This window comes from Bacteroidia bacterium (assembly GCA_020852255.1).
In the GTDB taxonomy this organism is placed as follows: domain Bacteria; phylum Bacteroidota; class Bacteroidia; order JADZBD01; family JADZBD01; genus JADZBD01.
Genome location: JADZBD010000003.1, coordinates 32000 through 52519, shown reverse-complemented (window position 1 = coordinate 52519; position 20520 = coordinate 32000). Strand labels below are relative to the sequence as shown.

At 48.4% G+C, this 20520-nt stretch carries 34 protein-coding genes; 2 read left to right on the top strand and 32 right to left on the bottom strand.

The window, feature by feature from the left end:
* Positions 1–79 precede the first annotated feature (79 nt).
* Positions 80–733: a hypothetical protein gene (locus IT233_03520; GenBank protein ID MCC7301691.1), complete on the top strand. Its 654-nt coding sequence runs from the start codon at positions 80–82 to the stop codon at positions 731–733.
* 1 nt (position 734) lies between these two features.
* Here IT233_03520 and IT233_03515 read toward each other — a convergent pair whose 3' ends face one another.
* Positions 735–1265 carry an RNA methyltransferase gene (locus IT233_03515; GenBank protein MCC7301690.1) on the bottom strand — a complete coding sequence of 177 codons (531 nt, stop codon included), beginning with the start codon at positions 1263–1265 and terminating at the stop codon, positions 735–737.
* 84 nt (positions 1266–1349) lie between these two features.
* Between IT233_03515 and mutS the strand changes: the two genes are divergently transcribed.
* Positions 1350–3977, top strand: coding sequence for a DNA mismatch repair protein MutS (mutS, locus tag IT233_03510; protein MCC7301689.1), 2628 nt, complete (start codon positions 1350–1352; stop codon positions 3975–3977).
* A 227-nt stretch (positions 3978–4204) separates the two neighbouring features.
* Here mutS and carA read toward each other — a convergent pair whose 3' ends face one another.
* The 31 genes from carA to rpsJ all read right to left on the bottom strand — a co-directional run bounded on the left by carA (position 4205) and on the right by rpsJ (position 20518).
* Entirely contained in the window at positions 4205–5344 is a 1140-nt protein-coding gene (carA, locus tag IT233_03505; protein MCC7301688.1) for a glutamine-hydrolyzing carbamoyl-phosphate synthase small subunit, read from the bottom strand.
* Positions 5345–5542: 198 nt separating this feature from the next.
* Positions 5543–6016 (bottom strand): 50S ribosomal protein L17, encoded by a 474-nt coding sequence (rplQ, locus tag IT233_03500; protein MCC7301687.1) that lies wholly within the window; start codon positions 6014–6016, stop codon positions 5543–5545.
* Positions 6017–6050: 34 nt separating this feature from the next.
* Positions 6051–7043 carry a DNA-directed RNA polymerase subunit alpha gene (locus tag IT233_03495; protein MCC7301686.1) on the bottom strand — a complete coding sequence of 331 codons (993 nt, stop codon included), beginning with the start codon at positions 7041–7043 and terminating at the stop codon, positions 6051–6053.
* Between the two features lie 54 nt (positions 7044–7097).
* A complete protein-coding gene (rpsD, locus tag IT233_03490) occupies positions 7098–7703 on the bottom strand; it encodes a 30S ribosomal protein S4 (protein ID MCC7301685.1) in 606 nt (201 codons plus the stop codon).
* Between the two features lie 31 nt (positions 7704–7734).
* Complete coding sequence (rpsK, locus tag IT233_03485; GenBank protein ID MCC7301684.1) at positions 7735–8154, bottom strand: 30S ribosomal protein S11; 420 nt, start codon at positions 8152–8154, stop codon at positions 7735–7737.
* Between the two features lie 25 nt (positions 8155–8179).
* On the bottom strand, positions 8180–8557 hold the full coding sequence (gene rpsM / locus IT233_03480; protein ID MCC7301683.1) for a 30S ribosomal protein S13: 378 nt from the start codon (positions 8555–8557) through the stop codon (positions 8180–8182).
* Positions 8558–8563: 6 nt separating this feature from the next.
* A complete protein-coding gene (rpmJ, locus tag IT233_03475) occupies positions 8564–8680 on the bottom strand; it encodes a 50S ribosomal protein L36 (GenBank protein MCC7301682.1) in 117 nt (38 codons plus the stop codon).
* Positions 8681–8691: 11 nt separating this feature from the next.
* Entirely contained in the window at positions 8692–8910 is a 219-nt protein-coding gene (infA, locus tag IT233_03470) for a translation initiation factor IF-1 (GenBank protein MCC7301681.1), read from the bottom strand.
* A 41-nt stretch (positions 8911–8951) separates the two neighbouring features.
* Positions 8952–9752, bottom strand: a complete 801-nt coding sequence (gene map / locus IT233_03465; GenBank protein MCC7301680.1) for a type I methionyl aminopeptidase — start codon at positions 9750–9752, stop codon at positions 8952–8954.
* A gap of 6 nt (positions 9753–9758) precedes the next feature.
* Positions 9759–11096, bottom strand: coding sequence for a preprotein translocase subunit SecY (secY, locus tag IT233_03460; protein MCC7301679.1), 1338 nt, complete (start codon positions 11094–11096; stop codon positions 9759–9761).
* 21 nt (positions 11097–11117) lie between these two features.
* Complete coding sequence (gene rplO / locus IT233_03455) at positions 11118–11567, bottom strand: 50S ribosomal protein L15 (GenBank protein MCC7301678.1); 450 nt, start codon at positions 11565–11567, stop codon at positions 11118–11120.
* A gap of 25 nt (positions 11568–11592) precedes the next feature.
* Positions 11593–11769: a 50S ribosomal protein L30 gene (gene rpmD / locus IT233_03450; GenBank protein ID MCC7301677.1), complete on the bottom strand. Its 177-nt coding sequence runs from the start codon at positions 11767–11769 to the stop codon at positions 11593–11595.
* 11 nt (positions 11770–11780) lie between these two features.
* Positions 11781–12299, bottom strand: a complete 519-nt coding sequence (rpsE, locus tag IT233_03445) for a 30S ribosomal protein S5 (GenBank protein MCC7301676.1) — start codon at positions 12297–12299, stop codon at positions 11781–11783.
* Between the two features lie 23 nt (positions 12300–12322).
* Positions 12323–12679 carry a 50S ribosomal protein L18 gene (locus tag IT233_03440; protein ID MCC7301675.1) on the bottom strand — a complete coding sequence of 119 codons (357 nt, stop codon included), beginning with the start codon at positions 12677–12679 and terminating at the stop codon, positions 12323–12325.
* Between the two features lie 27 nt (positions 12680–12706).
* Entirely contained in the window at positions 12707–13258 is a 552-nt protein-coding gene (gene rplF / locus IT233_03435; GenBank protein ID MCC7301674.1) for a 50S ribosomal protein L6, read from the bottom strand.
* A gap of 30 nt (positions 13259–13288) precedes the next feature.
* Complete coding sequence (gene rpsH, locus IT233_03430; protein MCC7301673.1) at positions 13289–13684, bottom strand: 30S ribosomal protein S8; 396 nt, start codon at positions 13682–13684, stop codon at positions 13289–13291.
* Between the two features lie 55 nt (positions 13685–13739).
* Complete coding sequence (gene rpsN / locus IT233_03425; GenBank protein MCC7301672.1) at positions 13740–14009, bottom strand: 30S ribosomal protein S14; 270 nt, start codon at positions 14007–14009, stop codon at positions 13740–13742.
* A gap of 3 nt (positions 14010–14012) precedes the next feature.
* Entirely contained in the window at positions 14013–14588 is a 576-nt protein-coding gene (gene rplE, locus IT233_03420; protein MCC7301671.1) for a 50S ribosomal protein L5, read from the bottom strand.
* Positions 14589–14592: 4 nt separating this feature from the next.
* Entirely contained in the window at positions 14593–14916 is a 324-nt protein-coding gene (rplX, locus tag IT233_03415) for a 50S ribosomal protein L24 (GenBank protein MCC7301670.1), read from the bottom strand.
* 18 nt (positions 14917–14934) lie between these two features.
* Positions 14935–15303 (bottom strand): 50S ribosomal protein L14, encoded by a 369-nt coding sequence (gene rplN / locus IT233_03410; GenBank protein MCC7301669.1) that lies wholly within the window; start codon positions 15301–15303, stop codon positions 14935–14937.
* A 25-nt stretch (positions 15304–15328) separates the two neighbouring features.
* The gene (rpsQ, locus tag IT233_03405; GenBank protein ID MCC7301668.1) at positions 15329–15583 is read right to left on the bottom strand and encodes a 30S ribosomal protein S17; all 255 of its coding nucleotides are present in this window, start codon (positions 15581–15583) and stop codon (positions 15329–15331) included.
* A gap of 9 nt (positions 15584–15592) precedes the next feature.
* A complete protein-coding gene (gene rpmC / locus IT233_03400) occupies positions 15593–15802 on the bottom strand; it encodes a 50S ribosomal protein L29 (GenBank protein MCC7301667.1) in 210 nt (69 codons plus the stop codon).
* Between the two features lie 12 nt (positions 15803–15814).
* Positions 15815–16246, bottom strand: coding sequence for a 50S ribosomal protein L16 (gene rplP / locus IT233_03395; protein MCC7301666.1), 432 nt, complete (start codon positions 16244–16246; stop codon positions 15815–15817).
* A gap of 22 nt (positions 16247–16268) precedes the next feature.
* A complete protein-coding gene (rpsC, locus tag IT233_03390) occupies positions 16269–17036 on the bottom strand; it encodes a 30S ribosomal protein S3 (protein MCC7301665.1) in 768 nt (255 codons plus the stop codon).
* A 5-nt stretch (positions 17037–17041) separates the two neighbouring features.
* Positions 17042–17455 (bottom strand): 50S ribosomal protein L22, encoded by a 414-nt coding sequence (gene rplV, locus IT233_03385; GenBank protein ID MCC7301664.1) that lies wholly within the window; start codon positions 17453–17455, stop codon positions 17042–17044.
* Positions 17456–17472: 17 nt separating this feature from the next.
* Positions 17473–17769, bottom strand: a complete 297-nt coding sequence (gene rpsS / locus IT233_03380; protein ID MCC7301663.1) for a 30S ribosomal protein S19 — start codon at positions 17767–17769, stop codon at positions 17473–17475.
* A 6-nt stretch (positions 17770–17775) separates the two neighbouring features.
* Positions 17776–18600, bottom strand: a complete 825-nt coding sequence (rplB, locus tag IT233_03375; protein MCC7301662.1) for a 50S ribosomal protein L2 — start codon at positions 18598–18600, stop codon at positions 17776–17778.
* Between the two features lie 13 nt (positions 18601–18613).
* On the bottom strand, positions 18614–18904 hold the full coding sequence (rplW, locus tag IT233_03370) for a 50S ribosomal protein L23 (protein ID MCC7301661.1): 291 nt from the start codon (positions 18902–18904) through the stop codon (positions 18614–18616).
* Positions 18905–18906: 2 nt separating this feature from the next.
* The gene (gene rplD, locus IT233_03365) at positions 18907–19536 is read right to left on the bottom strand and encodes a 50S ribosomal protein L4 (GenBank protein ID MCC7301660.1); all 630 of its coding nucleotides are present in this window, start codon (positions 19534–19536) and stop codon (positions 18907–18909) included.
* Positions 19537–19557: 21 nt separating this feature from the next.
* Positions 19558–20175 (bottom strand): 50S ribosomal protein L3, encoded by a 618-nt coding sequence (rplC, locus tag IT233_03360; GenBank protein MCC7301659.1) that lies wholly within the window; start codon positions 20173–20175, stop codon positions 19558–19560.
* A 37-nt stretch (positions 20176–20212) separates the two neighbouring features.
* Positions 20213–20518 carry a 30S ribosomal protein S10 gene (rpsJ, locus tag IT233_03355; GenBank protein ID MCC7301658.1) on the bottom strand — a complete coding sequence of 102 codons (306 nt, stop codon included), beginning with the start codon at positions 20516–20518 and terminating at the stop codon, positions 20213–20215.
* Between the last annotated feature and the right edge of the window lie 2 nt (positions 20519–20520).

The following is a 20520-nucleotide window of genomic DNA, read 5'->3' as shown; positions in this document are numbered from 1 at the left end:
CCGAATGATATATTTGGTTTTTAATCAAATTTCTTTGCATTATCTTTGTTAAGAGTGACCGGTTGGCTTTTTGCATCTCATGATCTTTCTGTATAAACGAAGAGGCTTTTTTCTCATCCTGTTTATCTTGTGCTGCGGGGGAAGGCTCAGTGCGCAGAAAATTGCAGAACCCGACTCTCTGCCCGGAGAGAAGGGAAAGAAAGAGTACCTCGAGATGCGGGGAGTGGTAAAAAGTGCCCGCACTACCGCCAAGGGCAGTGAGTATCCTTTAGACAGTGCGATCATACGCATCTATTCCGACACAACGAAGCCGGCACTGCTCACCGTTTTTACCGAAAAAAAGGGCAAGTGCGAGTTCCGCCTGCCATTCAACAAACGCTTTTTTATCAAAATATCTAAAAAGGGGTTTGTGACGAAAATAGTAGAGGTGAATACAAAGATCCCGCCCGCCAAAAAAGGCATTTACATATTTCCTTTCTCTGTGGATCTTTTCAAAGAGGTATACGAAGTGGATTTTTCCATTCTGAAAAGGCCCATCGCCAAAGTGGCCTTCTCCATCAATAATTCACAGTTTGATTATGATTACGTGTATACCGACAGGGTGAATGCCCAGCTCAAAGGAGTGTACAGCGATTATTTTCTGCTGGAAGATGCCCTGGATACCACAAAAACGGAGGTGATTGTGCCTCAGGATAGCAAGAAAAAAACGGATTCGAAGAAGAAAAAGAAATAGGTTACTTCTTCATTTTCACGAACAGGTCCCAGATCACAATACCGGCACTTACTGCTACATTCAGGGAATGCTTCATTCCGAATTGCGGAATCTCGATGGCCCCGTCGCATAAGCGGATTACTTCGCCGGAAACACCATTCACCTCGTGACCGAGTACAATGGCAATTTTTTCATCGGATGCAGGGAGGAAGGCACACAGATCCGTGGCGCCGTGCACCTGCTCCAAAGCGAAAACACGATACCCCAGCTTTTTTAACCGGATCACCGCCTCTGAGCCTGAACTAAAATGTTCCCAGTATACGCTCTCCGTTGCACCCAGCGCGGTCTTATGGATCTCCGGATCAGGTGGAACCGAGGTGATGCCGCAGAGAAATACTGCCTGAACAGAAAAGGCATCGGCCGTGCGAAATACAGAACCTACATTCATGGCGCTTCGAACCTGATCCAGAACAATAACCAATCGCAGCCGGCCCGCTTTCAGGGCTCCGGAAGCGGAAATTCTTCCCAATTCCTTCATGGTCTTCTTCTGCATACTCAAAGGTATGATTTTCGTTAACAACGTGTTTAAAACTAGCATCTTAGATCCCCCGGCGGATTCGTATTTTTAAGGAGTAGAATGAAGAACCGGCCTGCAAAAGCAAGCACCAAAAGCGAGGTGGAAACCCCGCTGATGAAGCAGTATTACAGCATCAAGGCGAAATACCCTGACGCATTGCTGCTCTTTCGTGTAGGTGATTTTTACGAAACCTTTGGCGAGGATGCAGTGAGGGCTGCCGGAATTCTGGGAATTGTTCTCACCCGGCGTGCCAACGGGGCAGCTCAGTTTGTAGAGCTTGCCGGATTTCCTCACCATTCCCTCGATACCTACCTGCCCAAATTGGTACGGGCCGGACAGAGAGTAGCCATCTGCGATCAGCTGGAGGATCCGAAGATGACAAAAACGATCGTTAAACGGGGCGTAACAGAACTGGTGACCCCCGGGGTTTCCTATAACGACAAAACACTTGACCACCGGGCGAATAACTTTCTCGCCGCCGTACATCTGGGGGATGAACTTTGCGGAGTGGCCTTTCTGGACGTGTCAACCGGGGAATTTCTTTGTGCCCAGGGTAATGCTGAATATGTGGATAAACTGTTGCAGGGATTCCGTCCCAGCGAAATTCTTTTTCATAAGCAGCGTAAAAAGGAATTTACAGAGCATTTCGGCGACCGCTTCTACACCTTTGGTATGGAGGACTGGACCTTCACCTACGAATTCGGATATGAGAAATTAACCCGCCATTTTAACACTCCAACGCTCAAAGGATTCGGCATAGATGAACTGGGCGCGGGCATCATTGCGGCCGGAGCTGCCCTGCATTACCTGGCAGATACCGCACACGACCGGGTGCAGCATATATCTTCCATCAGCCGGATAGAGGAGGAGAAATATGTTTGGCTGGACCGCTTCACCATCCGCAACCTGGAACTTTTTAATCCGGTAAATGAAAAGGCGAAAACATTGCTGGAAGTACTGGACCTTACTTCCTCGCCCATGGGTTCACGTATGCTCCGCCGCTGGGTGGCCCTGCCTTTAAAAGATCTGGCACCCATACAAGAACGCCTGGATGTGGTGGATCATTTTCTGGAACGCCCTGAATTGATTTCTTCACTTACTACACTGATCGGCGGAATGGGCGACCTTGAGCGTATGATATCCAAGGTGTCTACCGGCCGCATTTCCCCGAAAGAGCTAATGACGCTTAAACGTTCCTTACTGAGCATCGCCCCCCTGAAAGAAAGTTTCCTTGCTTCCGGTAATGTAGCTCTGCAAAAATTGGGCGAGCAGCTGAATCCCTGCAAATCTGTCACCGATAAACTGGAGATAGAATTAAATCCTGATCCCCCTTTCCTGGTGAACAAAGGAAATGTGATTAACAAAGGGGTTAATTCGGAGCTGGATGAATTGAGAAGTATCGCCTATTCGGGGAAAGATCATTTGCTGAAGATCCAGCAGCGCGAGAGTGAACGAACGGGGATTCCCTCATTGAAGATAGCGTATAACTCTGTGTTCGGATATTACCTGGAAGTCACCAACGCGCATAAGGAGAAGGTTCCGGCCGACTGGCACCGGAAGCAAACACTTACCAATGCAGAGCGATATATCACCCCGGAGTTGAAGGAATACGAAGAAAAGATCCTGGGTGCGGAAGAAAAAATCCTGGCGCTGGAAGCTAAATTATTTACCGAGCTGGTGCTTTGGATCACCGATTACATCCAGCCGGTTCAGCTGAATGCACAGCTGATCGCCAAAGCAGATTGTTTGCTTTCTTTTGCCCTGGTGGCACACCGGAATAATTATGTACGTCCACAACTGGATGAATCAAAAGCCCTGGAGATAAAGGACGGCCGTCATCCGGTGATTGAGCAGCTTATGGTGCCGGGAGAAGAATATGTAGCCAATGATATTTACCTCGACGATAGTGTTCAGCAGATCATCATGATTACCGGTCCGAATATGAGTGGTAAGAGTGCCTTGTTACGGCAAACCGCGCTGATTGTGTTGATGGCACAGGTGGGATGTTTTGTGCCTGCACGCGCGGCAAGGATAGGGTTGGTGGATAAGATTTTTACTCGGGTAGGAGCCAGCGATAATATTTCCAGCGGAGAGAGCACGTTCATGGTAGAGATGAATGAGACGGCGAGTATCCTCAACAATCTCTCTTCCCGAAGTTTGATATTACTGGATGAGATTGGCAGGGGAACCAGTACCTATGACGGGATCAGCATAGCCTGGGCCATTGCGGAGTTCATTCACGAACATCCCCAGCATAAAGCAAAAACATTGTTTGCGACCCATTATCACGAGTTGAATGACATGGCAGAGCAGTTTCCCCGCATCAGGAATTATAATGTGAGCGTAAAGGAGGCAGGAAAGAAGATCATTTTCCTGCGTAAACTGGTGCCGGGAGGAACGGAGCACAGTTTTGGAATTCATGTAGCCCGCATGGCAGGGATGCCAAAGCTTCTTCTGGATCGTGCAGAACAGATACTGAAACAATTGGAAAGCACACATGCCGGAAGCGGGGGAGGGAAGGGCGCTGTTTCTCTCCGGGACAACGAGATGCAATTGAGTTTTTTTAAGCTCGACGATCCGGTATTGGAAAATGTACGTAAGGAGATTTTAGATATTGATGTGAATAATCTCACTCCCGTGGAGGCGCTGAATAAGCTGAATGAGATTAAGAAGATTTTGAAGGGGTAGGTAAGTGGGCAGGTAAGCAAGTGAAGGGGAAAGGAGCGGACCGGACCCGCCGGACGTTGGGCGCAGCGGGACTCGAGCCCAGGAGCAGCTTTCACAAGCTATTCTATTTGAGCCAATTTCGTGCTTTTTCCGGTTTTTCTGAAACAGAACCTTCGGTAGAATGAAGGTGGCGCTGCGATGGCACAGAATAACATTTGAAATGCTACAATCATGCTTATTGCACCTGCCTATTGCCCACTGCCTACCAGTTCCTTCTTCTCCTTCACCTTATTCATCATCTCTACAAACTGATCAAAGAGATATCGGCTGTCGTGCGGGCCGGGAGCCGCTTCCGGATGATGCTGAACAGTGAAAACATTCCTGTCCGTCATGCGTAAACCTTCAATGGTACCGTCGTTCAGATTGATATGAGTGATCTCAACGTTCTTTATTTTACTCACATCCTCTGCCGTCACAGAAAATCCGTGATTCTGAGAAGTGATCTCCGACCTTCCGGTGATCAGGTTCTTTACCGGGTGATTGATTCCCCGATGTCCGTTGTGCATTTTATACGTACGGATCCCGTTTGCTTCGGCAATCAACTGATGCCCCAGACATATCCCAAAAACCGGCTTGCCGGAATGAATGATCTTTTTTAATTCGGCAATCACATTTTTCATCACCGAAGGATCTCCGGGACCATTCGAAATCATGAACCCGTCCGGATTCCATTTCATCATTTCTTCAAATGAAGTGTTCATTGGAAATACCTGGGCATAACAGGCCCGTTCCGCTAAACAACGTACAATATTTTTCTTAACACCAAGGTCAAGCACCGCAACTTTCAACGGAGATTCCGGATGACCAAGGAACCAGGGTTTCTTACAACTCACGCGTGAAGAAAGTTCAAGGCCCTGCATGGAAGGAACTTTATCTAAAATCTGTTTCAATTCTTTGATGTCCGTGATCTCTGAACTGATCACTCCGTTCATGGCTCCTTTACTCCGGATATGACGCACTACTGCACGCGTGTCAATGCCTTCAATGGCAATGATTTTATTTTTTTCAAAGTATTCGGCAATGTCTATCTCTGCTTCTGAACGTGAAAACTCCACATTGAACGACCGGCAGATGAGTCCTGCAATCTTGATGGAATCGGACTCTACTTCATCTTTATGAATTCCGTAATTGCCAATGTGAACATGTGTGTTCAGCATCAACTGTCCCGTGTAGGAGGGATCGGTAAAGATCTCCTGATAACCCGTCATTCCGGTATTGAAACAGATTTCTCCTGTGGCAGTTCCCTTCAATTTCCCTGCAGCCTGGCCGTAAAAAACAGTGCCATCTGCCAATAACAGAACAGCGGGTGAGGGTTTTTGATACTTCATCTGGGAAGAGTTTTGCAAAATTACGCCTTCACACGGAATTCTGATTTTTTTGGATTAACAAGTTTCTAACCAGTGCGAAGTTCGGAGTGAGAGGTGAGGAATTAGTTGAGAACGTGGAGTCGTAAATTGTTGAAAATCAGTGTAATAAAAAAAGGATGAAGTTTCCTCCATCCTTAATTCTACACTGCCTTCTGACTGCTACTTCCCCTCTTCGGCTTTCGCAGATCCGCCTTCGGTTTTCTTCTTTCCACGGCGGGTACCTTTCTTTTTGGTTTCTCCGGCGGCAGCCGATGCGCCCTTTCCTCCCAGCAGAACGTTAAAGTCTACCAGTTCAATCATCGCCATTTCGGCACGGTCGCCCGGGCGACTACCCAGCTTAATAATGCGTGTGTAGCCTCCGTTGCGTTCAGAGATCTTTTCTGCGATATCGCGGAACAATGCGCTCACAGCGGTTTTATCCTGGAGATGACTGAATACCACCCGACGCGAATGCATGGTGTCTGTTTTGCTCTTGGTGAGCAGGGGTTCAACGTATCGGCGCAGGGCCTTCGCTTTTGCCAGCGTGGTATTGATACGCTTATGCAGAATCAGTGAACTGGCCAGGCTCGACATCAACGCATCGCGGTGGCTTTTGGTTCTGCCTAAATGATTGTCTTTTAAACGGTGTCTCATGTGTTACATATTACAGATCACTGCGGATCGTTCATTAGTCTTTATCCAGTTTGTATTTCGCCAGATTCATTCCGAAATGCAGACCCTTTGCATGTACAAGATCCTCCAGTTCGGTCAGTGATTTCTTACCGAAGTTGCGGAATTTGAGAAGGTCATTCTTGTTGTACGAAACCAGGTCGGCGAGTGTTTCTACGTCGGCGGCTTTGAGGCAATTCAGTGCGCGAACACTCAGGTCCAGATCAACCAGTTTGGTTTTCAGGAGCTGACGCATGTGCAGGGAAGTTTCATCAAACTCTTCGGTAGCGCTTTTCTCTTCGGAATCCAGTGTAATGCGTTCATCAGAGAACAACATGAAGTGGTGGATAAGAATCTTAGCCGCTTCCTTCAGGGCGTCTTTGGGATGCACGGAACCATCGGAGGTGATGTCCATGATCAGTTTTTCATAGTCGGTTTTCTGTTCTACGCGATAGTTCTCCACTGCATATTTAACATTCTTGATGGGAGTGTAGATGGCGTCGATGGCTACAAAGCCCAGAGCTGAATTGCCGGGTTTGTTTTCATCCGCAGGAACATATCCGCGTCCTTTGCTAACGATGAGTTCGATCTTCAGTTTCACATTCGGCTCCATGTTCAGGATCACATGATCCGGGTTAAGTACCTGGAAGGAGGAGGTGAATTTTCCGATATCGCCGGCGGTGAACTGGCTCTTTCCGGTAACGGTTACCACTACGCGCTCGTTTTCGGTGGTAGTGATCTGACGCTTAAAGCGTACCTGTTTAAGATTCAGAACCACTTCGGTCATGTCTTCCGTTACTCCTTTAATGGTGGAGAACTCGTGTTCTACCCCTTCGATCTTCACGGCAGTGATCGCATATCCTTCCAGTGAAGAGAGGAGCACACGACGGATCGCGTTTCCTACGGTTATTCCATAACCCGGTTCGAGCGGACGGAATTCGAACTGACCTTCGATGTCAGTAGAATTAACCATGATCACTTTGTCGGGTTTGATGAAGTCGAGTATTGCCATGTTTTGGTTATATGTTGGTTAGATATTGATAAGGATATTTGCTAAGGGTAACGTCTATTTAGAGTACAATTCGACGATCAGTTGCTCCTTGATATTCTCAGGAATCTGCGCCCGTTCAGGAAGGTTGATGTAGCGGCCTTTCATGCTGGTTTTGTCAAATTCAATCCAGGAATATGAATTGGCACTGGCAGCAAGAGCGTTTACGATGGCATCATGGGAGCGGCTGCGTTCGCGCACGGCTACTTCGTCGCCGGGTTTGAGCGTAAAGGACGGAATATTGATTACCTGTCCGTTCACCGTAATGTGGCGATGACCAACGAGCTGTCGTGCAGCAGTTCGGGAGCCGGCAAGCCCCATGCGGTACACCACATTGTCAAGGCGTGATTCGAGAAGCTGAAGCAGCACTTCACCCGTAATTCCCTTTTTTCGTGCAGCGCGGTCGAAAATAACCGCGAATTGTTTTTCGAGCACACCGTAAGTGTATTTAGCTTTCTGTTTTTCCTGAAGCTGCACGGCATATTCGCTCTGCTTGGCTCTTTTCTTAGCCAGCCCGTGCATTCCGGGAGGATAATTCTTTTTCTCCAGCGCTTTATCGGGCCCGAAGATGGGCTCTTTGAATTTTCTGGCGATTCTTGATTTTGGACCTGTGTAACGTGCCATGTGTAATGGTTGTTGTTTTTAAAATGGTGGATTAAACGCGGCGTTTTTTGGGAGGACGGCATCCGTTGTGCGGAATCGGAGTGATGTCCATGATCTCCATTACTTCAATGCCGGTTGCGGCCAGGGAACGGATGGCGCTCTCGCGCCCGGCTCCCGGTCCTTTGATATACACTTTGACCTTCCGGAGGCCGGCATCATATGCCACCTTTCCGCAGTCAGCTGCAGCCATCTGCGCAGCATAAGGTGTGTTTTTCTTGGACCCGCGGAATCCCATTTTACCGGCACTGGCCCAGGAAATTACCTGTCCCTGGAGATTGGTAAGTGAGATGATAATGTTGTTGAAGTTCGCATTAATATGCGCTTCACCTACCGCATCCACTTTAACGGTTTTCTTTTTTGCTTTAACGGTTTTACCGGCAGCAGCTCCTTGTGTTGTTTCCTGTTTTGCCATCAGATTATAATGGTTATATGTGAATTTACTTGGTCACCTTTTTCTTGTTGGCCACTGTTTTCTTTCTTCCTTTCCGGGTGCGGGCATTGGTTCGTGTACGTTGACCGCGAACGGGAAGTCCGAGACGATGACGCCCGCCACGGTAGGTACCGATGTCGGTGAGTCGTTTGATATTCAGCTGTGTTTCTGAACGGAGCGCACCCTCTACTTTGAAGGCATCGTTGATAATGGAGCGGATCTTTGACGCTTCGTCATCGGTCCATTCTCCCACCTTTTTTTCCGGTTTTACCCCGGCTTGTGCGAGAATTTTACGCGCGGAACTGCGTCCGATGCCGAATACATACGTCAGACCGATGTGCCCTTGTTTGTTCTTTGGTAAATCAATACCTGCTATACGTGCCATGTTGAATTATTTCTGTCTTTGTTTGAATTTCGGATTCTTTTTGTTGATCACATAAAGGCGCCCCTTCCTGCGTACAATTTTGCAGTCGGCACTTCTTTTTTTGATGGAACTTCTGACTTTCATGACTCCTGTTATTATTTATATCTGAATATGATCCTTCCTTTGGTGAGGTCGTACGGACTCATTTCCAGCCGCACCTTATCGCCGGGCAGTATGCGGATATAATGCATACGCATCTTCCCGCTGATGTGTGCGGTGATGATATGTCCGTTCTCAAGCTCCACTCTGAACATTGCGTTCGAAAGTGCCTCAAGAATGGTTCCGTCCTGTTCTATATTTGGCTGCTTGGCCATACTTGCATTCTCTGTATTCCTGTTCTTTTTATTCTTTAATCTTACACTGTTTCCATACTTCTGGCATTTAACACGGCCTCAATCTCTTGGAATGAGGAGAGGATATCGGCTTTTTGTTTTCCTACCGCTACGGTATGCTCGTAATGAGCGGAAGGTTTTTTGTCTGCCGTTGAGATCGTCCACCCATCTTTCCAGGTTTTCACATTTCTGGTTCCCAGATTGATCATGGGCTCGATTGCGATCACCATTCCCTTCGTAAGCTTCGGTCCGCTTCCCCGTTTACCATAATTGGGAACTTCGGGAGCTTCATGAAGTGCTTTTCCCACTCCGTGCCCTACCAGTTCACGAACCACTCCGTATCCGAATTGTTCGACATGATCCTGAATGGCGGCGCTGATATCACCGATTCTTTTTCCCTCCACCGCGTTATCGATGCCCTTGTACAGGGCTTCTTTTGTCCGGCGAAGCAGGTCTCTTACTGCGGGATCCACCTCACCGATCATAAACGTGTAGGCGGAATCTCCGAAGAAACCGTTCAGGTTCACACCGCAATCCACGGAAAGAATATCTCCTTCCTTGAGGGTATAGTCGCCGGGGAATCCATGAACAACCTGATCATTCGGCGATATGCAAAGAGTAAACGGAAACCCGTGATACCCTTTGAACGCCGGTTTTGCTCCCTGGCGGAGGATATATTCCTCAGCCAGCTTATCGAGCGATCCGGTAGTCACTCCCGGCCCAACGGCTTTCGCCACCTCAGCCAGTGTATTGCCAACAAGCAAAGAACTCTTTCTTATTTGCTCTATCTCCTCATCGGATTTCAGGTACAGAGCCTTTCCCATCGTTACTTAAAATGAGGCGGAACTCGTCATTCCGACAGACGAGCGGCCTTTTATTCTTCCGGACTTCATCAGTCCGTCATAATGTCTCATCAGCAGATGACTTTCAATCTGCTGTAAAGTGTCCAGTACCACTCCCACAAGAATCAGCAGCGACGTTCCTCCGTAGAACTGGGAGAACCCGGTGCTTACGCCCATAAATACCTCGGCCAGTGCAGGTAGAATTGCCACAAAGGCGAGGAAAATGGATCCCGGAAGTGTAATTCTTGACATCACCTCATCAATATATTCTGCAGTTTTCTTGCCCGGTTTAACTCCCGGTATGAAACCACCGTTACGTTTCATCTCATCGGCCATCTGGTTAGGATTAATCATGATGGCGGTGTAGAAATACGTAAATACAATGATGAGCAGCGCAAAGGTTAAATTATAGAGGAATCCGGTATGAGTGGAGAAGGTGATGGTAAACCAGTTGGCCCCGTCTTGTGAGAATCCGGCAAGTGTGATGGGAATGAACATGATTGCCTGCGCAAAAATGATCGGCATTACACCGGCCTGGTTCACTTTCAGCGGTATATAGTTCCGTACCCCTCCGATCTGCTTGTTTCCGACAATTTTTTTGGCAAATTGCACCGGTATCTTACGTGTACCTTGTACCAGGAGAATACTCACAATTACCACCAGGAGTAAGGCTACCAGTTCAAGCAGGAGCATTACCAGGCCTCCGCTCTTACCCCATCGGTCTGCGAATTCCGTGATACCGGCAAAGGGCAGATCGGCAATAATTCCAATCATGATAATAAGAGAGATACCGTTGCCAAGGCCTTTGTCCGTGATTTTTTCACCCAGCCACATGATGAACATGGTTCCGGCACAAAGAATCAGCGTAGCGGTACTCAGCCATAACACGCCGTTATTCAATCTTGCTTCCAGCGGCACCTGGGAAGCAATATAGCTGGGAGCCTGGAAAAGTGTAATAATAACGGTCAGGTAACGGGTATACTGGTTGATTTTCTTTCTTCCGCTTTCTCCTTCTTTCTGCATGCGCTGGAAATAAGGTATGGCCATGGACAGAAGCTGGATAACGATGCTTGCCGAAATGTAGGGCATGATACCGAGTGCGAAGATGGATGCCTTTTCGAAGGCGCCACCTGTAAACATATTGATCACATTCACCAGTCCTTCCGCATTCTCCCGAACCCTGGAAAGAGCTTCGGAGTCAACGCCGGGAAGAATGATAAAGGTACCCAGGCGGTAAATCAGCAGGAAGAGGAGGGTATTGGTTATCCTCACCCGCAGATCCTCGATGGACCAGATATCACGTAATTTATTGATCAGTGTCTTCATACTGTTCTGCTGAAGCAGAGATTAGATAGTAGTTGCGGTTCCGTTTTTCGCTTCGATAGCAGCTTTTGCCGTAGCAGAGAAGGCATGTGCCTTTACCGCGAGTTTCGATTTGAGTTCTCCGCGACCGAGGATCTTCACGCGATCGTTTTTGTGCGCGAGTCCTGCGGATACGAGCACGGCGTGATCAATCGCATCGATTTTTTTGGCATCGGCAAGTTTCTGGAGCACATCCAGATTGATACCGGTGTAAGCGATACGGAACGGATTCTTGAATCCGAACTTGGGAACACGGCGCTGGAGGGGCATCTGTCCACCTTCCTGACCGTACTTATAGGTAAATCCGGAACGTGACTGGGCACCTTTGTGTCCGCGCGCCGAAGTTCCGCCTTTCCCGGAACCCTGTCCGCGTCCGAGACGTTTCTTCTCGTTCTTGGTAGAACCATTTGCCGGCTTAAGAGAATTCAGTTTCATTGGTATCTTTTTGAAAGATGATTAATCATTTCTGTATCTCCAGGAGATGTTTCACTGCGTTTACCATACCAAGCACCTGTGGAGTAGCTTCAAGTTCCACTACCTGGTTCATCTTGCGGAATCCAAGGGCGCGCAGCGTCCTTTTCTGACGTTCCGGGCGGTCAATACCGCTTTTCACTTGTTTTACTTTGATCTTGGCCATGTGCATCCGTATTATCCGTTAAACACTTTTCCCATCGAAACACCGCGGTGCTGAGCAACGGTGTAAGCATCCCGCAGCGAAGTCAGCGCATCAATTGTTGCCTTTACCACGTTGTGGGGGTTAGATGATCCCTGTGATTTTGCAAGCACATCGGTAATACCAACGCTCTCCAGCACAGCGCGCATGGCACCGCCTGCAATCACTCCGGTTCCGTGTGAGGCCGGTTTGAGCAGAACGCGTGACCCGCCGAATTTTCCGTATTGATCGTGCGGAATAGTTCCTTTCAGCACCGGAACCTTAATCAGGTTTTTCTTGGCATCATCAATGCCTTTGGTGATTGCGTCGGTTACTTCTTTTGCTTTTCCCAAGCCGTATCCTACTACTCCTTTTTCATTTCCCACCACTACAATAGCCGAGAAGCTGAAGGTTCTTCCTCCCTTGGTTACTTTGGTTACTCTTTGAACGGCCACAAGGCGATCCTTTAGTTCGATCTCCGAGGATTTTACACGTTTGATGTTTGCTGTTGACATATGTTTGCTTTCAGTTCGTTGAGTTAGAATTTAAGGCCGGCTTCGCGGGCAGCATCTGCAAGTGCCTTCACCCGGCCGTGATAGAGGTATCCGTTCCGGTCGAAGCGAACACTGGTGATTCCCTTCGCGATCGCTTTTTCAGCAATGGCTTTCCCGATGGATTTAGCCTGGTCAGTTTTATTGCCCTTGAAGTTTTTATTCTCCTTGGATACGGAACCGGCAGCCACCAGGGTTTTTCCGCTGAGGTCGTCCACCAGCTGAGCGTAGATCTGCTTGTTACTGCGGAATACGGTAAGGCGGGGAGTAGCTGAATCGCCGCTGACCACTTTACGGATACGCTTTTTGATCCGTTCTCTTCTGAATTCTCTTGTGATACCCATTGTAGTATGACTTTATAATTCGTTCTGTTATTTACCTGCCGCTTTTCCGGCTTTTCTGCGAAGCTGTTCATTGGCGAACTTGATACCCTTTCCTTTGTATGGCTCCGGCTTACGCAGGGAGCGGATTTTGGCAGCCACCATTCCGAGCAGCTGTTTATCCGCACACTCCATCGTGATGGTAGGATTCTTTCCTTTTTCCTGTGCTGTTGCCACTTTAATTTCTTTGGGAAGTTCGAAGGACACGTTATGGGAATATCCAAGCGTAAGTTCCAAAAGCTGCCCCTTCACTGCGGCACGGTAACCTACCCCTACGAGTTCCTGTTCTGTCTTAAAACCTTTGGACACGCCTTCAACCATTCCTGCAATGAGTGCGCGGTAAAGACCATGCATTGATTTATGGCGTTTTTGTTCCGTTGCGCGGCTCAGTGTTACCTTCCCGTCTGCAACGGCCACTTTAATTGCGCCGTCGATCTTGCGGGTAAGGGTTCCCATTTTTCCTTTTACGGTTACCAGGTTGTTAGCCACCGAAACCTCAACGCCCTGGGGTATACTTACCGGTAAATTTCCTATACGTGACATAACTGTTTGTCTTTAATCGTTATTCAATGATCAGCTTATATAGCAGAGTACTTCGCCTCCGACATTATCTTTTTTTGCCTGCTTATTCGTCATCAGTCCTTTTGAAGTGGAGATGATAGCGATACCAAGTCCATTCAGTACGCGGGGCAACGAATCTGCGCCGGAGTACTTACGGAGTCCGGGGCGTGAAGCCCGACGCAGCGAGCGGATGGCGCTTTCACGGGTAGTGGGATGATATTTCAGGGCAATTTTGATTTTGCCCTGAACTTTATCCTCTTCGAACTTATAGTTCAGGATGTATCCGTTTTCGTGAAGGATTTTGGTCATCGACTTCCGGATATTGGAAGCAGGGAGTTCCACCACACGGTGTTTTGCTTTGATGGCGTTCCTGAGATGAGTCAGGTAGTCTGCAATTGGATCTGTCATTTTTTTTCTTGTTTATATGTTACCCCCCGCAAGGGATAATTATATATTGTTTTTATTACCAGCTTCCCTTCGTTACTCCGGGGATTTTTCCGTTGAGTGCCATTTCACGGAACATATTCCTGCACAGCCCAAACTGGCGGATATACCCGCGGGGTCTTCCGCTGAGTTTACAGCGGTTGCGCATGCGCACTTTGGAAGAGTTCCTGGGAAGTTTGCTGAGTGCCAGGAAATCACCGGCTGCTTTCAGTTCTTCTCTTTTTTTGGCATACTTTGCGACAAGCTTGGCTCTTTTCACCTCTCTTGCCTTCATGGATTCTTTTGCCATCTCTTAGTTTTCTTTTTTAGCGTTTTTGAACGGGATCCCGAATTCACGAAGCAGGGCATACGCTTCGCGATCCGAACCGGCGGAAGTAACGAAGGTGATATCCATTCCCAGAATCTTGTTCACTTTGTCAATATTAATTTCCGGAAAAATAATTTGTTCGGTTACTCCGAGGGTATAATTTCCGCGGCCGTCAAATCCTTTTTCATTCACACCGCGAAAATCGCGGATACGGGGAAGGGCAGCAGCAATGAGGCGGTCGAGGAATTCATACATCTGATTTCCGCGCAGTGTTACGCGCACGCCGATAGCGGCCCCTTTGCGCAGTTTGAAATTGGAAATATCTTTCCGGGAATAAGTAGCAACCGCTTTCTGACCTGTAATGGCGGTTAGTTCATTGATGGCGCCTTCGATCAGTTTTTTATCAGAAACCGCATCTCCCACTCCCTGGTTAATACAGATCTTTTCCAGCTTCGGCACCTGCATAACTGAGGAGTATTTAAACTCATTTTTCAGCGCTGAAACGATCCGGTCGCGATAGACCGATTTCATTCTCGGGGTATATGTTTTCTTTTCTGCCATTGTATTATGCAATTACTTCGTTGGTCTTTTTGGAGAAGCGAACCAGTTTGTTGGTTTTTTCATCCCTTCTTTTTCCCACGCGTGTAGCGTTGCCTGCTCCGTCTATGAGCATGAGGTTGGAAAGATGAATCGGGGCTTCTTTTTTAATGATACCACCCTGCGGGTTTTTGGAGGTGGGCTTGGTATGCCGTGATACCATATTGATGCCTTCCACCAACGCGGTCACCTTTTCGCGGTTCACGCTGATCACTTTCCCTTTTTTTCCTCTGGAAACTCCGGTGATTACTTCTACCTGGTCACCTTTTCTGATCCTGAATTTTTTTGCCATGATCCGTTTTTTTTTGAATTAAAGCACTTCGGGTGCCAGTGAAACGATTTTCATGTATTGTTTTTCGCGAAGTTCGCGTGCCACGGGTCCGAAGATACGCGTGCCGCGCAGTTCATCCTGGGCATTGAGCAGCACCACGGCGTTATCGTCGAAACGGATGTAAGAGCCGTCCGGGCGGCGAATTTCTTTTTTCGTGCGTACGATCACGGCTTTTGAGACAGCTCCCTTTTTAATACCGCCGGAAGGCAGGGCATGTTTCACCGTTACCACAATTTTGTCGCCGATGCTGGCATACCGTCTCTTGGTTCCTCCGAGTACTCGAATGCAAAGGGCTTCCTTTGCTCCGCTGTTGTCGGCCACTACCACTCTTGACTCTGACTGTATCATTGTTCTGTTATTGTATCGTTAACAATTACTTCGCCTTTTCGATGACTTCCACCAGTCTCCAGCGTTTTGATTTGCTGATGGGCCGGGTTTCCTGGATTCTGACGGTATCGCCGATTCCAGATTCATTCTTCTCGTCGTGAGCCATGAAGGTAGACGTGCGTTTAATGAATTTCCCGTATTTGGGATGTTTTACCTTACGCTCTACGGCCACAACGATGGATTTGTTCATCTTGTTGCTCGTTACGAGACCTACTTTTTCTTTTCTGAGTGCTCTTTCCATGTGGAAGGATTATTTCTTGTTTGCCTTTTCTGTGAGTTCCCTCAGGCGCAGTTCCGTTGCCAGCCGTGCGATGGTACGGCGCGTGATGCGGAGGCGGATGGGGCTGTCGAGCGGAGACACAGAGTGATTGAATGCCATTTTTACGTAGGATTCCTTCTCTTGCGTGATCTTTTCGCGCAGGTCACCGGTAGACATTTGTTTTATTTCTTTTGCCTTCATGGTATTTTACTTTTAGGCGGTTTTTTCTTCAGCGTAGTCTCTTCTCACCACGAATTTAACCGGGATGGGAAGTTTTTGAGCAGCGAGCCTGAGGGCTTCCTTGGCCGTAGCCATGGGAACACCTTCGGCTTCAATCATAATGCATCCGGGTTTCACCACTGCTACCCAGAATTCGGGATTTCCTTTTCCTTTTCCCATCCTTACTTCGGCGGGCTTACGAGTGATAGGTTTATCCGGGAAAACCCGAATCCACACCTGGCCTTCACGCTTCATGAAACGGGTGATTGCAATACGGGCCGCTTCGATCTGACGGGCAGTGACCCAGGAGGTTTTCAGGGCTTTGATCCCGAAAGATCCGAATGCCAGTGTGCTGCCGCGTTTTGCGTTTCCGCGGGGCACCATCTTGTGCATTTTCCGGAATTTGGTTCTCTTAGGCTGTAACATTGTTTATTAGATTGTGTTCAGTTTATTCAGCTTTTGCTTCTCGTTTTCCTTTGTGACCACCATGACCGCCGTGGCCTCCTTTGGGCATCGGACGATCTGATCCGCCGGGTGATTTCTTTTCTTTCGCATTTCCGATATTGGGAGATAAATCTCGTTTTCCAAAAACTTCTCCTTTACAGATCCATACTTTAACCCCGATGCGTCCGTAGGTTGTATGTGCTTCTGCGGTGGCATAATCAATGTCGGCACGGAACGTGTGCAGGGGTACACGCCCTTCGCGGTATTCTTCCACCCGCGCGATCTCAGCTCCGGCCAATCGTCCGCCGACCTTTACTTTGATTCCTTCTGCTCCCATGCGCATTGTGGAGGCAACGGACATTTTCATGGCGCGCTTGAAGGAAATGCGTCCCTCGATCTGACGGGCAATGCTGTCTGCAACCAACCGGGCATCCAACTCCGGGCGCTTAATTTCAAAGATGTTGATCTGAACGTCCTTCCTGGTTACTTTTTTCAACTCTTCTTTCAGTTTGTCCACTTCCTTGCCGCCTTTTCCGATGATAATACCCGGACGGGCGGTATGAACGGTAACGGTGGTCAGTGGCTTATTGGTTCCGGTACGCTCAATAACAACGCGGGAGATTCCGCCTTTTGCCAAACGGGCGCGGATATAATTGCGGATCTTCTCATCTTCCACGAGTTTCTCGGAGTAGGTTCTTCCACCATACCAGTTCGAGTCCCATCCCTTGATGATACCCAGTCTGTTCCCGATCGGATTTGCTTTTTGTCCCATTCAGATTATTCTTGATTTTCTGTTTTTGTTACTACTGTGTCCACATAGAGCATCACGTGATTCGAACGTTTACGAATCCGGTGTGCACGTCCTTGCGGAGCAGGACGGATCCTCTTGAGCTGAAATGCTCCGTCAACCTGGATGCGTGTAACCACCAGGTTTCCTTCGTCGGCTCTTTTTCCGGACTTCGCTTCGTAATTCGCGATAGCGGAGCTTAACAATTTCTCCAGCTTACCTGCGGCGTCCTTCTTGGTATAGCGAAGGATGCTCAGTGCTTTTGAAACTTCTTTTCCGCGGATCAGATCTGCTACCAGTCGCATTTTAACCGGGGAGGTAGGACAGTTTCTCAGGAAAGCGTAATACTGTGTTTTGCGCTCTTCTTTCAATCTGTCGGCCATTATTTTTTTTCTTCCTGCCATAATTATTCAGGTTTGCATTATTTGGAAGCAGGAATTGCACCTGCTGCTTTGTCCTTGTTTCCGGAATGACCGCGGAAAATGCGGGTAGGGGAGAACTCACCGAGTTTGTGTCCTACCATATTCTCCGTTATATACACGGGTATGAATTTGTTGCCGTTATGAACCGCAATGGTCAGTCCCACAAAATCGGGAGTGATCATTGACCGGCGCGACCAGGTTTTGATAACGCTTTTTTTGCCGGACTGCTGCATCTTCAGGACTTTATCCTGAATATGATAGTCTACAAACGGACCTTTTTTAAGTGATCTTGCCATGTTGAATTATTTCTTTCTTCGTTCGATGATATAACGGTTAGAAGCTTTTTTCGGGTAACGGGTTTTAGCGCCTTTGGATTTGAGTCCTTTGCGCGAACGGGGGTGACCTCCGGAGGCACGTCCTTCTCCACCGCCCATCGGGTGATCCACCGGGTTCATGGCTACTGCGCGGTTGCGCGGGCGCCGACCCAGCCAGCGTTTGCGGCCGGCTTTTCCGTGACTCTGAAGGTTATGATCGGGGTTTGAAACGGAGCCGATAGTAGCCATACAGGAGACCAGCACCTGGCGAAGTTCACCGGAAGGCATACGAAGCACGGCGAATTTTCCTTCGCGGGAAGCCAGTTGTGCATAAGCGCCGGCAGAACGTGCGATACCGCCTCCTTCTCCGGGGCGAAGTTCAATGTTGTGAACAATGGATCCCAGAGGAATATCTTTCAGATACAGGGCATTGCCGATTTCGGGGCTTGCCTTGGTACCGGATAGTATGGTTTGTCCGACTTTTAGTCCCTGCGGTGCCAGAATATAACGCTTCTCTCCGTCCTTATATACCACAAGCGCAATGAAAGCGGTACGATTCGGATCGTACTCAATGGTTTTTACCACTGCCGGAACGTCGTGTTTGGTACGGCGAAAATCCACCAGGCGGTATTTTTTCTTATGTCCGCCACCGATGTAGCGCATCGTCATTTTTCCGGTGTTGTTTCTGCCGCCTGATCTTTTCCGTTCAACCAGCAGGCTTTTTTCAGGACGGTCGGTGGTGAGCTCATCGTATGAGTTCACGGTCTTGAAGCGTGTGCCGGGTGTCAGGGGTCTGAATTTCTTAAGTCCCATTTTGTTCTATTATTTAAATACCGCTGAAGAAGTCGATGGTCTCGCCTTTCTTCAGCGTTACGATTGCTTTTTTGTAACGTTTTACACGGCCGAACACATATCCGCTGCGGGTAGTGCGCGCCTTGATTTTTCCGTTGTTCACAAGGGTATTAACGCCGGTCACAGTAACACCGTAAAGTTTCTCCACAGCTTGTTTGATCTGGACCTTGTTGGCATCCTGCTGTACCACGAATGCATAACGTCCCAGCTTTTCGCTAAGATTCGTCATCTTTTCTGTAACAACCGGCTTGATAATGATGCTCATGGTTATTTGCTTAAAAGATTTTCAATTGCTTTTACTGAATTCTCGGTGAGAACCAGGCTGGCAGCGTTGAGGATATCGTAGGTGTTGAGGTCTTTGGCCACCACCACTTTCGTTCCGGGGATATTCCGCGAGGCGAGGTGCAGGTTTTTGTCCTTTTCTCCCACCACCACCAGTGATTTTTTGTTTTTCAGTTCGAGTGCTCCGAGGAACGCGTTATAATCTTTTGTTTTCGCTGCACCGAAGGTGAAGTCTTCCACCACAATGATGTTGTTTTCCTTGGCCTTATAGGTTAGCGCAGAGGCACGGGCCAGTCGCTTCACTTTAATATTCAGCTTGAAGGAGTAGTCGCGCGGGCGCGGACCGAAGATTCGTCCTCCTCCGCGGAACTCCGGATTTTTGATGCTGCCGGCACGGGCTCCGCCGGTACCCTTCTGGCGCTTGAGCTTGCGGGTGGATCCGGAGATCTCGTTCCGCTCTTTGGATTTGTGTGTACCCTGGCGCTGGTTGGCGAGGTGCTGTTTTACGTCAAGATAAATAGCGTGGTCGTTCGGTTCAATTCCGAATACCGCTTCGCTGAGCTGCACTTTTTTGGAGCTCTTCTTGCCGTCTGATTTTAATACTGCGATTTCCATGACTGTTTTCTGAGCAGTGAATTATTTTTCGATCAGTACGTAACTTCCTTTGCTTCCGGAAATGGAGCCTTTGATCACGAGAAGATTTTTCTCGGGATAGACTTTCAGCACCTCCAGGTTAATGTTCTTCACACGTTTGCCTCCGGTACGTCCGGCCATGCGCATACCTTTACGAACACGGGCAGCGGTGGAAGCCGTTCCCAATGATCCGGGTGCACGCTGCCGGTCATGCTGACCATGCGTTTGTCCGCCAACGCCGGAGAAGCCATGGCGTTTCACCACTCCCTGGAATCCTTTTCCCTTGGAGGTTCCGATCACGTCAACAAATTCTCCTTCGGAGAAAAGGTCAACGGTGACCACATCACCGGGATTTTTCTCAACGCTGAAGCCTTTGAATTCGGCTACACGGCGTTTAGGAGTAGTGTTGGCCTTTTTAAAGTGACCGGCCAGGGCTTTGGTCGTGTGTTTTTCTTTTTTCTCGCCATAGGCGAGCTGGATCGCACTGTACCCGTCTTTTTCAACGGTCTTCACCTGAGTTACTACACAGGGGCCGGCTTCAATTACGGTGCAGGGAACATACTTTCCTGCCGCATTGAAAATGCTGGTCATGCCGATCTTCTTTCCGATAATTCCTGACATTGTATTGATGTCTTTAATGATGAACCTTCAGAACTGATTAAACTACTTTGATGTCTACATCCACTCCGCTGGGAAGCTCGAGTTTCGATAAGGCATCCACTGTTTTACTGTTCGCGTAAATATCCAGCAGTCGCTTATAGGCGCAAAGCTGGAACTGTTCGCGTGCTTTTTTATTTACGTGCGGAGAACGCAGTACGGTATAGATGCGCTTGTGGGTAGGGAGGGGAATGGGTCCGCTCACCACGGCGCCGGTCTGTTTCACCGTCTTCACGATCTTTTCGGCCGACTTATCTACCAGATTGTAGTCGTACGATTTTAATTTGATCCTGATTTTCTGACTCATGC